Annotated in this window: 11 protein-coding genes and 1 tRNA gene; 4 read left to right on the plus strand and 8 right to left on the minus strand. The window is 67.6% G+C overall.

The genetic code is table 11. The features are described from left to right. Window positions 1-64 precede the first annotated feature (64 nt). Both FO470_RS13825 and gyrA read right to left on the minus strand, forming a co-directional pair. The gene (locus FO470_RS13825) at window positions 65-646 is read right to left on the minus strand and encodes an LOG family protein (RefSeq protein ID WP_144343546.1); all 582 of its coding nucleotides are present in this window, start codon (window positions 644-646) and stop codon (window positions 65-67) included. A gap of 74 nt (window positions 647-720) precedes the next feature. After that, window positions 721-3,498, minus strand: a complete 2,778-nt coding sequence (gene gyrA / locus FO470_RS13830) for a DNA gyrase subunit A (RefSeq protein WP_186291959.1) — start codon at window positions 3,496-3,498, stop codon at window positions 721-723. Window positions 3,499-3,803: 305 nt separating this feature from the next. Here gyrA and FO470_RS13835 point away from each other — a divergent pair, with 305 nt between their 5' ends. Beyond that, window positions 3,804-4,430, plus strand: a complete 627-nt coding sequence (locus FO470_RS13835) for a MarC family protein (RefSeq protein WP_144343547.1) — start codon at window positions 3,804-3,806, stop codon at window positions 4,428-4,430. 9 nt (window positions 4,431-4,439) lie between these two features. Here FO470_RS13835 and FO470_RS13840 read toward each other — a convergent pair whose 3' ends face one another. Together FO470_RS13840 and ssb are read right to left on the minus strand one after the other, a co-directional pair. Next, window positions 4,440-4,838 (minus strand): DUF2306 domain-containing protein, encoded by a 399-nt coding sequence (locus tag FO470_RS13840; RefSeq protein ID WP_144343548.1) that lies wholly within the window; start codon window positions 4,836-4,838, stop codon window positions 4,440-4,442. Window positions 4,839-4,865: 27 nt separating this feature from the next. Further along, window positions 4,866-5,423 (minus strand): single-stranded DNA-binding protein, encoded by a 558-nt coding sequence (gene ssb / locus FO470_RS13845; RefSeq protein WP_144343549.1) that lies wholly within the window; start codon window positions 5,421-5,423, stop codon window positions 4,866-4,868. A 296-nt stretch (window positions 5,424-5,719) separates the two neighbouring features. Here ssb and FO470_RS19555 point away from each other — a divergent pair, with 296 nt between their 5' ends. Together FO470_RS19555 and uvrA are read left to right on the plus strand one after the other, a co-directional pair. Further along, the gene (locus FO470_RS19555; RefSeq protein WP_186291960.1) at window positions 5,720-5,875 is read left to right on the plus strand and encodes a hypothetical protein; all 156 of its coding nucleotides are present in this window, start codon (window positions 5,720-5,722) and stop codon (window positions 5,873-5,875) included. 84 nt (window positions 5,876-5,959) lie between these two features. Beyond that, on the plus strand, window positions 5,960-8,863 hold the full coding sequence (gene uvrA / locus FO470_RS13850; protein WP_144343550.1) for an excinuclease ABC subunit UvrA: 2,904 nt from the start codon (window positions 5,960-5,962) through the stop codon (window positions 8,861-8,863). Between the two features lie 354 nt (window positions 8,864-9,217). Here the strand turns inward: uvrA and FO470_RS13855 are convergent, their stop codons facing one another. After that, window positions 9,218-10,288, minus strand: a complete 1,071-nt coding sequence (locus FO470_RS13855) for a COX15/CtaA family protein (RefSeq protein WP_144343551.1) — start codon at window positions 10,286-10,288, stop codon at window positions 9,218-9,220. A 155-nt stretch (window positions 10,289-10,443) separates the two neighbouring features. Between FO470_RS13855 and FO470_RS13860 the strand changes: the two genes are divergently transcribed. Next, entirely contained in the window at window positions 10,444-10,686 is a 243-nt protein-coding gene (locus tag FO470_RS13860) for a DUF2842 domain-containing protein (RefSeq protein WP_144343552.1), read from the plus strand. Window positions 10,687-10,695: 9 nt separating this feature from the next. Here FO470_RS13860 and FO470_RS13865 read toward each other — a convergent pair whose 3' ends face one another. The 3 genes from FO470_RS13865 to FO470_RS13875 form a co-directional block, all read right to left on the minus strand. Beyond that, window positions 10,696-12,201, minus strand: a complete 1,506-nt coding sequence (locus tag FO470_RS13865; RefSeq protein WP_246659590.1) for a lipopolysaccharide biosynthesis protein — start codon at window positions 12,199-12,201, stop codon at window positions 10,696-10,698. Between the two features lie 47 nt (window positions 12,202-12,248). Continuing rightward, window positions 12,249-12,326 (minus strand) — tRNA-Pro (locus FO470_RS13870). Window positions 12,327-12,362: 36 nt separating this feature from the next. Beyond that, a complete protein-coding gene (locus FO470_RS13875) occupies window positions 12,363-12,875 on the minus strand; it encodes a GNAT family acetyltransferase (protein WP_144343553.1) in 513 nt (170 codons plus the stop codon). Between the last annotated feature and the right edge of the window lie 125 nt (window positions 12,876-13,000).

A 13,000-nucleotide genomic window follows, 5' to 3' on the forward strand; every position in this document is an offset into this window, starting at 1 on the left:
CCCGCTGCGGACGCAAGCGATACGGTATATGCGGTGTGCCCGTCGCCCCCGCCCGCCCGCCGGCTCAGCGCTCCTCGCGGCCAATCCATTTGGTGACCTGAGGCGCGCGATAGGCGCGCAGCCGCGCCAGCAGGGCAGACGGTTCGTCTGCGACCAGCAGCATGTCGCGGTGCGCCGCGCGCATGAAGCCCTCGCCGACCACGTGGTCGAGGAAGCCGAGCAGCCGGTCGTAATAGCCGGCGATGTTGAGCAGTGCGCAAGGCTTCTCGTGGCTGCCGAGCTGTGCCCAGGTCCAGACCTCGAACAGTTCCTCCAGCGTGCCGACGCCTCCGGGCAGGGCGACGAAGCCGTCCGCGAGCTCGGCCATCAGCGCCTTGCGTTCGTGCATGGAGCCGACGACGCGCAGGTCCGCCAACCCCTTGTGGGCGACCTCGCGCTCAAGGATACCGCGCGGAATGACGCCGATGACCTCTCCACCGGCGGCGAGCGCCGCATCGGCCAGCCGGCCCATGAGCCCGACCGAGGCCCCGCCATAGACGAGGCCGATGCCCTCCCGCGCCAGCAGCGTGCCGAGGGCGACGGCGGCCTCGGCATAATCCGCCCGATGGCCGGCATTGGAGCCGAGAAAGACGCAGAGACGACGCATGGCGTGATCCTCAAAAAGCAACGGCGCCTCGATGGCGCCGTTCCCTCGCTGATTGGATGAGGACGGCGGGCCGATCAGTCCGCCGCTTCCTCGCCGAGGTCCTCGTCGTCCTCGCCTTCTTCCTCGTTCACGCGCTCGACCGAGACGACCTTCTCGTCGTCGGCGGTGTTGAACACGATCACGCCCTGGCTGCCGCGTCCGACGATGCGGATGCCGTTGACCGGGCAGCGGATGAGCTGGCCGCCATCTGTGACGAGCATGATCTGGTCGGCTTCCTCCACCGGGAAGGACGCGATCAGCGGCCCGTTGCGATCATTGACCGCCATGGCGACGATGCCCTTACCGCCGCGCCGCGTCGTGCGGTACTCGTAGGACGAGGTGCGCTTGCCGTAGCCGTTCTCCGACAAGGTGAGGATGAACTGCTCGGCCGCGCTCATTGTGACGTAACGCGCCTGATCGAAGCTGGCGGCGCCGGCCGCGGCCGACTCGCCCTCCTCCAGCGCCTCCTCGACCTCGGTGTCCGCCACGTCTGCGACGTCCTCGGCCTCGGCACCGTTTTGCGCGCGACGCACGGCATTGGCGCGCTTGATGTACTCGGTGCGCTCCTCGGCGGTGGCGTCGACATGGTGGATGATCGCCATCGAGATGAGGCGGTCGCCCTCCTCAAGCTGGATGCCGCGCACGCCCATGGAGTCGCGGCCCTTGAACACGCGCACTTCGGTGACGGGGAAACGGATGCACTGGCCATTGGCGCTGGTGAGCAGCACGTCGTCGGCCACGGTGCAGAGCTGGACGTCGGCGATCGCCTCGCCTTCCTCCAGCTTCATGGCGATCTTGCCGTTGCGGTTCACATTGGTGAAGTCCGACAGCTCGTTGCGCCGCACCGTGCCTCCGGTGGTCGCGAACATGATCTGTAGCCGGCTCCACGTTTCCTCGTCCGGCAGGGCCATGATGGAGGTAATGCGTTCGCCCTCGGTCAGCGGCAGGATATTGACCAGCGCCTTGCCGCGCGCCTGCGGCGCGGCGATCGGCAGGCGCCAGACCTTGAGCTTGTAGACCTGCCCCTTGGACGAGAAGAACAGCACCGGCGCGTGGGTGGAGGCGACGAAGAGGCGGGTGACGAAATCCTCGTCGCGGGTCTGCATCGCCGAGCGACCCTTGCCGCCACGCCGCTGCGCCCGGTAGGTGGAGAGCGGCACGCGCTTCACATAGCCCGCATGCGAGACCGTGACGACCATGTCCTCGCGGGCGATGAGATCCTCGTCCTCGAAATCGCCTTCCGCCTCGGTGATCTCGGTCTTCCGGTCGGTGCCGAATTCGGCTTTGACCGTAATGAGTTCGTCCTTGACGATGGCGCGGATGCGCTCGCGGCTGGCGAGAATGTCGAGATATTCGCGGATCTCCACCGCGATCTTGTCGAGCTCGTCCGCCACCTCGTCGCGGCCGAGAGCGGTGAGGCGCTGCAGGCGCAGGTCGAGGATCGCGCGGGCCTGCTCGGCCGACAGGCGATACGTGTTATCCGCCGCCAGCTTGTGGCGCGGATCGTCGATGAGCGCGATCAGCGGCGCGACGTCCATCGCCGGCCAGTCGCGGGTCATCAGCGCCTCGCGGGCGGTCGCCGGATCCGGCGAGGTGCGGATGGTGTGGATCACCTCGTCGATATTGGCGACGGCGATGGCGAGACCGACCAATACATGGGCCCGCTCGCGCGCCTTGCGCAGCAGGAATTTAGTGCGCCGGCTAACGACGTCCTCGCGGAAGGCGATGAAAGCGGTCAGCAGGTCGTGCAGCGTCATCAGCGCCGGCTTGCCGCCGTTCAGCGCCACCATGTTGGCGCCGAAGGAGGTCTGCAGCGCCGTCATGCGGTAGAGATTGTTGAGCACGACGTCCGCCTGGGCGTCGCGCTTGATCTCGAACACGACGCGCAGACCCTCGCGGGAGGATTCGTCGCGGATCTCGGCGATGCCTTCCAGCCGCTTCTCGCGCACCAGCTCGGCGATGCGCTCGATCATCGTCGCCTTGTTCACCTGGTAGGGAATCTCGGTGACGACGATGGCGTCGCGGTCCTTGCGCAGCTCCTCGATGGTGGCGCGGGAGCGCATCACGATGGAGCCACGGCCGGTCAGATAGGCCTGGCGGATGCCGCTGCGGCCGAGGATGAGCGCGCCGGTCGGGAAGTCCGGGCCCTGGATGTAGTCCAGCAGCTTCTCGACATCGAGCGCCGGGTCGTCGATCAGCGCCAGGCAGGCATCCACCACCTCGCCGAGATTGTGCGGCGGGATGTTGGTGGCCATGCCGACGGCGATGCCGCCGGCGCCGTTGACCAGCAGGTTCGGGAAGCGGGCCGGGAGCACGGTCGGCTCCTGCTCGCGCCCGTCATAGTTGTCCTGGAAATCGACGGTGTCCTTGTCGAGGTCGTCCAGCAGCGTCATCGCCGGCTTGGCGAGGCGTACCTCGGTGTAGCGCTCGGCCGCCGGCGGGTCGCCGTCGATGGAGCCGAAGTTCCCCTGCCCGTCCACGAGCATCAGGCGCATGGAGAAGTCCTGCGCCAGACGCACCAGCGCGTCGTAGATCGCCTGGTTGCCGTGCGGATGGTACTTACCCATCGTGTCGCCGGTGACGCGGGCGGATTTGTTGTACGGCCGATCCGGCGTGTAGTTGTTCTCGCGCATGGAGAACAGGATGCGGCGATGCACCGGCTTCAGGCCATCGCGCACGTCCGGCAGGGCGCGGGAGACGATCACGCTCATCGCGTAATCGAGATAGCTGCGCGACAGTTCTTCGGTGATCGAGACGGGCCGGATATCCGAAGGGCCGCCGCCCTCCGGCTTGATCGTATCGGAATCGGACAAGGAAACGACTTTCCGTGGTTGCGGAACAGGTGCACCTGTGTAGCCGATTCCGGCCGGAAGCGCCAGTCGGACGACTTTTTCGGCGCCCTTAAAATCCGTTTAAAATCAAAGGATTGCGGGTAAGTTTCCACAGCGTCGCCGGATCGTGGCGGAAGCATGGCGCCGGCGCCTCGCAAAGGGGCGGAAAAGCATGGTCCGCGCGCCCGCTGGCGGGCCAGCACCGGGTCGGAGGAAAGCCCCCTTGGCAGCCTTGGCGCGGCGCGGTCTTATAGGGTGCGGACGGGCTTTCGGGGGCGGGCAGGATCGTGCTGGACTACGTTTTCTCGGCCGCGGTGACGATGCTGGTCGTCATCGACCCCATCGGCCTCGCGCCGCTGTTCCTTGCCGTGACCACCGATCTGACGGGCGAGGAGCGCCGGCTGGTGGCGTGGCGGTCCTCGGCCATCGCGCTCGCCATCCTCGTCGTCTTTGGCCTTGTCGGCGCGCCGCTGCTGGCGGCGCTGGGCATCACCCTGCCCGCCTTCCGCATGGCCGGCGGGCTGCTGCTGTTCACGATCTCCTTCGAGATGGTGTTCGGGCGCCGCACGGAGCGCAAGTTCGATGCTTCCGAGGTGGCCCAGCGCGAGAAGCTGCTGCGCACGCTGGCGGTGTTCCCGCTCGCCATACCGCTGATGGCGGGCCCCGGCGCCATTACCGCCATGCTGCTGCTCGCCGGCGAGGCGAAGGGCGATCCGGTGCGGCTGCTGGCGCTGTTCGTGATCACCCTGCTGGTGGTGGCGAGCTGTCTCGCGGTCTTCCGCGCGGCGGAGCGGATGGACCGCCTGCTCGGCGTCACCGGCAACGTCATCCTCTCGCGCCTGCTCGGCATCGTGCTGGCGGCGCTGGCGGTGCAGTTCGTGATCGACGGAATCCGCGCCGCCTTCCTCGCCTGATCGGCCGGCTCAATTGCCGAACAGCACCTGATGCATGATGCGGCCCGGCCAGAGGGTGAACAGCCCGGCCAGCACCAACCCGCCGAGGAACAGGCCCTGCATGCCCGCCGCGTGACGGGCGACGTCGTGGCGATGCGCGCGGAACAGCGCGCACGGCAGCGCCCAGACGACGTAGAGCGAGAGAAGATGGATGGGCCCGAACGGCCCGAACCAGCGCATCTCGTGGATCCAGAAGGACGAGAGCGCGACCGTCGCCATCAGCGCCGCCCACAGCCAACCGAGGCCGCGGTGCGGCAGCGTACCCTTGGGTGCGGCGAGTTGAACCGCTCCCAACGCCAGCGCCGCGAGGGCGGCGAAGGCATGGATGCGGATCGCCAGCGAGGCGTCGAGCAGCGGGGCGAGGGTCACGGGGCCCTGCGCGTCAGTCCCGGAACGTCAGAACGGGATCTCGTCGTCGAGGTCGCCGCCGCCACCTCCGCCGAACTTGCCGCCGCTGCTGCCACCACCCACGGCCGCCGCCGGCTTGCGGTCGCCGCCGAAGGAGCGCCCACCACCCGAGCCACCACCGAAGTTCCCGCCACCGGAGCCGAAATCGCTGCCGCCGGCGCCGTACTCGTCACCCCCTTCGGAGGATCCGCCGCTACGGCTGTCGAGAATGGTCAGCTCGCCGCGGAACGGACGCAGCACGACCTCGGTGAAGTAGCGCTCGGCGCCCGACTGGTCGGTGGCCTTGCGGGTTTCGAGCTGGCCCTCGATGTAAACCTTGGTGCCCTTGCGCAGATACTGTTCGGCCACGCGCAGCAGGTTTTCATTGAAGATCACCACGCTGTGCCACTCGGTGCGCTCCTTGCGCTCGCCGGTCGCCTTGTCGCGCCAGGTCTCGGAGGTGGCGATGCGCAGGTTGCAGACCCGTCCGCCATTCTGGAACGTGCGCACCTCCGGATCGCGGCCGAGATTGCCGATCAGGATCACCTTGTTGACGCTGCCCGCCATCTTGTCCTCCGAAACAGTGGGACGCCCGCCGTGGCGTGCGCTTGCATAAGGGAACGCATCTTAAACCAGCAGCCCCCGGCCCGCGCCCTGCGCCGGGACCCTTGTCCACACCTTGCGCCGCGCGGCCTTCCACCCCGTACGCCCGGGAGAAAACGCCGGAACATCCAGTACAGCGATCGTTCTTGTTATGTTCCTAGCATTATGATTAGGGTGGTGCAAGTGAACGAGTCGCGCATTGCACAGCGCGGGAGCGAGACTATGTTAGCTTTGCGTTCTCAAGGGAGCTTAGTCCCATCATGACCCAGTTGCGCAACCGTCCGCGCGCCCGCGCCATCGCCATCCGCGCCGAGGAAGCCCGTCAGGCGCTCGTCCGCCGCGCCATTCTCGCCGTAGCCGGCGGGATGATCGCGGCGGCCGGTCTCGCGGCGGCGCTGCACGGCGTCGGGGGCTGACCCCTCGCCGGGACGGGCGCCGCCCCGGAAGATGCACCACCCGGCGTAGCCGCCCGTTAAAAACACCGGCGAGAAGAGTTCGGAATGAAGGACCGCGTGGATTTGCCGCGCCGCGACGCCCGTTCGATCACGATACGTGGCGCGCGCGAGCACAATCTGAAGAATGTCGACCTCGAGATCCCGCGCGACAGCCTGGTGGTGTTCACCGGGCTTTCCGGTTCGGGCAAGTCGTCGCTCGCCTTCGATACCATCTATGCCGAGGGGCAGCGACGCTATGTCGAGAGCCTGTCGGCCTATGCGCGGCAATTCCTGGAGATGATGCAGAAGCCGGACGTCGACCAGATCGACGGCCTGTCGCCGGCCATCTCCATCGAGCAGAAGACCACCTCGAAGAATCCGCGCTCGACCGTCGGCACGGTGACCGAGATCTACGACTATATGCGCCTGCTCTGGGCGCGTGTCGGCGTGCCCTATTCGCCCGCTACCGGGCTGCCGATCGAGAGCCAGACGGTCAGCCAGATGGTGGACCGCGTGCTGGCCCTGCCGGAGAAGACGCGGCTCTATCTGCTTGCCCCCGTGGTGCGCGGGCGAAAGGGCGAATACCGCAAGGAGCTCGCGGAATTCCAGAAGAAGGGCTTCCAGCGCGTCAAGGTGGACGGCGAGTTCTACGAGATCGCCGACGCCCCCGCGCTCGACAAGAAGTTCAAGCACGACATCGACGTGGTGGTGGACCGCCTCGTCGTGCGGCCGGACATCGCCAGCCGCCTCGCGGATTCCTTCGAGACCGCGCTCGGCCTTGCCGACGGCATCGCCGTGATCGAGTTCGCGGACGAGAAGGAGGAGAACGGCGAGCCGCGCCGCATCGTCTTCTCGGAGAAGTTCGCCTGCCCGGTCTCCGGCTTCACCATCCCCGAGATCGAGCCGCGGCTGTTCTCCTTCAACAACCCGTTCGGCGCCTGCCCGGTCTGCGATGGCCTCGGCCATGAAAGCAAGATCGACCCGGACCTCGTGGTGCCGGAGAAAACGCGCACGCTCAAGCAGGGCGCCATCGCGCCATGGGCGAAGTCGACTTCGCCCTATTACGGCCAGACGCTGGATGCGTTGGCCCGCCACTACGGCTTCAAGCTTACGTTGGCGTGGTCGGAGCTGCCGGAGAAAGTGCGGGACGTGATCCTGCATGGCTCGGGCGCGGAGACCATCCGCTTCGTCTATGACGACGGCATGCGTGCCTATGAGACGGTGAAGACCTTCGAGGGCATCGTCACCAACCTGGAGCGCCGCTGGCGCGAGACCGAGAGCGACTGGGCGCGCGAGGAGATCGGCAAGTATTTTTCCGCCGTGCCCTGCGCTGCCTGCAACGGTTACCGGCTCAAGCCCGAGGCGCTTGCGGTGAAGATCGCCGGCCGGCACATCGGGCAGGCGGCGGAGCTTTCGGTGCGGCATGCCCTCGACTGGTTCGCCGCCCTGCCCGGCCAGCTCACCGAGAAGCAGAACGAGATCGCGGTACGCATCCTCAAGGAGATCCGCGAGCGGCTTGCCTTCCTGCTCGATGTCGGTCTCGATTATCTCACGCTCGCCCGGGCGTCCGGCACGCTGTCGGGCGGCGAGAGCCAGCGCATCCGCCTCGCCTCGCAGATCGGCTCAGGGCTGACCGGCGTGCTCTACGTGCTGGACGAGCCGTCCATCGGCCTGCACCAGCGCGACAATGAGCGGCTGCTCGGTACGCTGAAGCGGTTGCGCGACCTCGGCAACACGGTGGTGGTGGTCGAGCATGATGAGGATGCCATCCTCGCCGCGGACTATGTGGTCGATGTCGGTCCCGGCGCCGGCGTGCATGGTGGGCGGATCGTCGCCCAGGGCACGCCGCCGGAGATCCTCGCTAACCCGAACTCCCTCACCGGCAAGTACCTGACCGGCGAGATGACCGTGCCGGTGCCCAAGCGGCGCAAGCCGAACCCGAAGCGGATGCTTCGCGTGGTCAATGCGCGGGGCAACAACCTGAAGAACGTCACGGCATCGATCCCGCTGGGCCTGTTCACGGCCGTCACCGGCGTGTCGGGTGGCGGCAAGTCGACCCTGTTGATCGACACGCTCTACAAGGCGGTGGCGCGCCGGCTGAACGGTGCCTCCGAACCGCCGGCTCCCCATGACGGCATCGAGGGGCTGGAACATCTCGACAAGGTGATCGACATCGACCAGTCGCCGATCGGGCGCACCCCGCGCTCGAACCCGGCGACCTATACCGGCGCCTTCACGCCGATCCGCGAATGGTTCTCCGGCCTGCCGGAGGCGAAGGCGCGCGGCTACGGGCCGGGGCGCTTCTCCTTCAACGTGAAGGGCGGGCGCTGCGAGGCTTGCCAGGGCGACGGCGTCATCAAGATCGAGATGCACTTCCTGCCCGACGTCTACGTCACCTGCGACGTCTGCAAGGGCAAGCGCTACAACCGCGAGACGCTGGAAGTCACCTTCAAGAACAAGTCCATCGCCGACGTGCTCGACATGACGGTCGACGAAGGGGCGGAGTTCTTCAAGGCGGTGCCGGCGGTGCGCGAGAAGCTGGAGACGCTCTCGCGTGTCGGCCTCGGCTACATCCATGTCGGCCAGCAGGCGAACACACTGTCGGGCGGCGAGGCGCAGCGCGTGAAGCTCTCCAAGGAGCTGTCGCGCCGGGCTACCGGGCGCACGCTCTACATCCTCGACGAGCCGACCACCGGCCTGCATTTCCACGACGTCGCCAAGCTGCTGGAAGTGCTGCACGAACTGGTCGAGCAGGGCAACACGGTGGTGGTGATCGAGCACAATCTCGAGGTCATCAAGACCGCCGACTGGGTGATCGACCTCGGCCCGGAAGGCGGCGACGGCGGCGGCGAGATCGTCGCGGCGGGGCCGCCGGAAGTGATCGCCAGGAGCGAGCGCAGCCATACCGGCCGCTTCCTCGCGGAGGTACTGGAGCGCCGGCCGATGAAACCTCGCAGCGCGGCGGAGTAGCGCGGGGGCGCGTCCGTCTCCATCCCCTGAAGCGTCATCCCGGAACGGTCGTCAGGCCGTATCCGGGATCGCGTGCAGAATGGAGAGCGATCCCAGATACACGTCGGCTTCGGCCGGGCTGACGTCGAGACTGGGAAGAACCCCAGAGCCTGACCCGTAATCTGCGACCGGAGTGCTTGGAGACACGTCATGGCCGGGCTTGACCCGGCCATCCACGCCTTGAGCCCCGGCGCACCGGCAAAGTCGTAGATCCCCGGGCCAAGCCTGGGGATGACGGTCAAAGATGTCGCCTGCCGCTTCTGAGAGCCAGGCGGAGTCGACTCCTTAGGGTGAGTATGTATCGCTCAAGGAGCGCTAGGCATCCTGCCGCAATCGCACGAGATTCACCGTCACGGCGATCAGCACGATCGTCGCGCCGAACTGGTGCGCCAGCGCGATGTCGATCGGTACCTGATAGATCAGCGTCAGGATGCCGAGTGTGGCCTGCGCCGCCACAAGGCCGAGGATGAGCAGGGCGCGACGGGCGACCATGCCGCCCACCCGCCGCGCGCTGAGCCAATGGCCGAGCGCCAGCGCGAACAGCGCGTAAGCCACCAGACGGTGGTTGAACTGCACGGTGAGGACGTTCTCGAAGAAATTCCGCCACGCCGGCTGCTGAACGAAGAGATTGGCCATCGGCGGGACCAGATGGCCGTCCATCAGCGGCCAGGTCGTATAGGTCAGCCCGGCGTCGAGGCCGGCGACGAGGCCGCCGAGGAAGATCTGCAGAAGCACGGCGCCGAACAGGATGCGGGCATAGCCGCGCAGCCAGTCCGATGACGCTCGCCGCTCGGCCGCCGGCTTGAGCGAGGTCGCGACCGCCGCCGTGGCGGCGAGGATGATGCAGGCGAGCGTCAGATGGGTGGCGAGGCGGTACTGGCTGACATCGACCCGGTTCACCAGCCCCGAGGCGACCATCCACCAGCCGACGGCGCCTTGCAGGCCGCCGAGCACGAACAGGCCGGAGAGCTTCCAGCCGAGCGCGCGGTCGACCAGCCCGCGCCAGAGAAAGAACAGGAAGGGCAGCAGGAACACGAAGCCGATGAGGCGGCCGAGCAGCCGATGCCCCCACTCCCACCAGAAGATGTACTTGAACTCCTCGAGGCTCATGCCCCGGTTGATCTGCTGGTATTGCGGGATCTGCCGGTACTTGTCGAACTCGGCCTGCCACGCTTCCGCGCTCAGCGGCGGCAGCGTGCCGGTCACCGGCTTCCACTCGGTGATGGAAAGACCGGATTCGGTGAGCCGCGTGGCGCCGCCCACGACCACCATCAGCACGATCAGCGCCGCGACGAACCACAGCCAGAGTCGGACCGGCCGCAATCGGTCGGCGGCGAGCGGCGCCGCGGCACCATCCTGCGATGTGGCGAGTTGATCGAGGGCCATTGCACGCGCTCCCTGCAATGACGGCCGCCAGCCCCACCGGCCGTCCCGCGCCGGGCGACTTCCTCCCGGGCGCCGCGAGCGATATAGAGGCGGGCGCCCGGGCGCAACGGGACTCTTTGTCCCGCGCGCAAGCGCCGTCCAGACGGAGTACGAGCATGACCGATCAGCGCCCTGGCATGTCCGCCCGCCTGCGCAAGTTCATCGGCACGGTGCTGATGGTGGTGCTGGTAGTGTGCTGGTCGCTCGGCGCCATGGCATTGGCGCAGGGGCGCGTCACCACCCTGCCCGGCTTCTGGCAGTTCGTCGCCTATGCGCTGCTGGGGATCGGCTGGATCGTGCCGGCGGCCTGGTTGATCCGCTGGATGCAGAAGCACGACCGCAAGCCGGACACGCTCTGAGAATCGGCGTTACGCGGCGCGTGGCAGGCTGCCGGCCTCGGTCTCCGGCGTGAAGGTCACCATGGCGATATCGCCGAACCCCTGAGCTGCCAGCGCATCGAAGGCCTGCACCGCATCGGTGGCCATGGCGCCGGGGTGCGTCACCAGTATCGTCGTCGGGTCGAGCGCGGCGATACGCTCGGCGCCTTCCGTCCGCCCGAGCGGCGGCGCGGCGACGACGACGTGGTCATAGGTCTGCTTGAGGGCGGTGAGGATCAGCGGCAGCCGGTCGGAGGCGACGAGGCCGCTCGCCTCGCGCGCGCCGCGTCCGGGCGGGATGACGTGGCAGCGCGAGCCGTTCTCGCGGTGAATCGCGTCGGAGAAGCTGGCGACGCCGAACAGCAGGTCGGTGAGGCCCGGTGCGCGGGGATCGGCCGCCAGCGCATCCAGCGGCTCAGCGGCGACATCGAGGCAGACGATGACCACGCGCCGTTCGGCCGCGCCGGACAGCGACCGGCCGAGCGAGATGGCGCAGCGGGCGATACCTTCATCCGCCGTTGCGCCGGTCACGATGACGAGGCGAGCCGCCTCACCGCGCAGCTCGACGAGGCGCGAGAGGTCCGCGAGCTCCCGCTCGCGCGAGAAGCGCCGGAACGGCCTCGGGCTCTCCGTCTCGTCCGCATAGTCGCCAGTCGCGGCGCCGATCCATGGCAGATGCTGCATCGTCTGCGGCGCCAGTTCCGGCATGGGCACGGCACCGATCTCCTGCCCACCAGTGGAGGCACGCCGGCGGGCGAACGCCTGAAAGCCGAGGACGAGCAGGAAGGTGCCGATGCCGGTGGCGAGGCTGGAGATCAGCGGGGTTGGCCAGCGCGCCGATGTCGAGGGCACCGCCGAGGCGATGATTCGCACCGGCGCCGGAGACGGCGCGGCCGTCGCGCCGTTCGGGTCCATGCTGAACGGACCGCGAGTCTCGCGCAGCTCGAGGTAGTTTCTGGCGAAGGCGTTGGCGACATCGGCGGAAAGACGCGGGTCGGGCGAGACAAAATCGACGGCGATCTGACCATTCCCCGCGTCGCGCACGCTCAGGCCACGTTCGATCGTGCGCAGTGCCAGCGCCTCGCGCGAGGCGGGCATGGGCTCGGGCGGCGCGGCGAAGCCGGCGAGACTTACCGCGCCGGACAGCGCATTGGCCGGCTCACCCAGCGGATTGGCGAGTCGCGCCGCGAGGTTGTGGCTTTCGATGACCTGCCGGGCGAACTCACGCGAGGAGAGCACCTGCACGCCGTCCCGACCTGCGGCGAAGCTGCGATGATCGCTCCACACACGGGCCTGCGCCGTGTAACGCGGCGTTGCGATCTGGCTGGTCGCGCCGGCAACGAGCAAGGCGGCGATGGCGGGTCCGAACAGGAGACGGCGCAGATGCCGCAGCGTGCCGGCTGTCCGAATCGCATCTCCCGGCTCCACGTTCGCCTCATCGGGCGACGGCGCCACCGTGTTCACGGAGATGTCGTTCGGATCCATCATGGTGCCCATTAGGCACCGTCATGGTTTCCACCGTGTTAAAACGGAAAGAGATGGAATGGTCGGAGCGAGAGGATTTGAACCTCCGACCCCTAGTCCCCCAGACTAGTGCGCTAACCGGGCTGCGCTACGCTCCGACGCCGTGAGGCGCCGTCTCTGTAGCCATTTGCCGGTCATGATGCAAGCCGGCCGGCGTCTTTCGGGCTCTGCTTTTCCTCGTCCTTCGTATCGGGCTCGGGGCCGACCGTCTGTTCTACGGAGGCGCTCAGCCGCTGGAACAGACCGAGCGAGACCAGCGTCACGCAGCCGGCGAGCACGAGAAGCGCGGCGTATTTCACCTCCGTCACATCATCGCGCGCGGTTTCGAAGATCAGCACGAGCGCTTCGAGGAAGATCGCGATGATGATGGTGGAGATGAATTTGGTGAGCCCGCGCCGGGCATCGCCCGCTGACCGCCGCTCGCGGCCGGCTGGCACCTCTTCCTCAAAGAAATACTTCGCCACGTCGAACAGGGCGATGGCGACGATGAGATAGCCCACCACGCCCAGCAGAGATTCGTGGAGTACCGCCGTCCCCGCCAGACTGTCGCGCAGGACCACATAGGGGGCGTAGACCAGCAGGACGGCGGCGACGGCCATGAGGGCGCAGGCGGCGATGGCGAAGACGATGCGGATGAAGAGACTCATGCAGGGCTCCACACCGGATTGCCGCTGTAAGTAGAGCGGGCCCACACAGCGGCAAGGGCGCCTCGTATCAGGCCGGGGTGTGGATTCGGCAGGGCCGCCCTATGATGGGGCGACACGGGGACGCG

The sequence above is a fragment of the Ancylobacter moscoviensis genome (assembly GCF_007559435.1).
In the GTDB taxonomy this organism is placed as follows: domain Bacteria; phylum Pseudomonadota; class Alphaproteobacteria; order Rhizobiales; family Xanthobacteraceae; genus Ancylobacter; species Ancylobacter moscoviensis.

What these genes read in the sequence shown, in the direction of transcription:
- ssb (WP_144343549.1), bottom strand. Translation starts at nt 5,423, where the DNA reads ATGGCGGGCAGCGTCAACAAGGTGATCCTGATCGGCAATCTCGGCCGC.
- FO470_RS13855 (WP_144343551.1), bottom strand. Translation starts at nt 10,288, where the DNA reads ATGGCCCTCGATCAACTCGCCACATCGCAGGATGGTGCCGCGGCGCCG.
- uvrA (WP_144343550.1), top strand. Translation starts at nt 5,960, where the DNA reads ATGAAGGACCGCGTGGATTTGCCGCGCCGCGACGCCCGTTCGATCACG.
- FO470_RS13875 (WP_144343553.1), bottom strand. Translation starts at nt 12,875, where the DNA reads ATGAGTCTCTTCATCCGCATCGTCTTCGCCATCGCCGCCTGCGCCCTC.
- FO470_RS13860 (WP_144343552.1), top strand. Translation starts at nt 10,444, where the DNA reads ATGACCGATCAGCGCCCTGGCATGTCCGCCCGCCTGCGCAAGTTCATC.
- FO470_RS13865 (WP_246659590.1), bottom strand. Translation starts at nt 12,201, where the DNA reads ATGGGCACCATGATGGATCCGAACGACATCTCCGTGAACACGGTGGCG.
- FO470_RS19555 (WP_186291960.1), top strand. Translation starts at nt 5,720, where the DNA reads ATGACCCAGTTGCGCAACCGTCCGCGCGCCCGCGCCATCGCCATCCGC.
- FO470_RS13825 (WP_144343546.1), bottom strand. Translation starts at nt 646, where the DNA reads ATGCGTCGTCTCTGCGTCTTTCTCGGCTCCAATGCCGGCCATCGGGCG.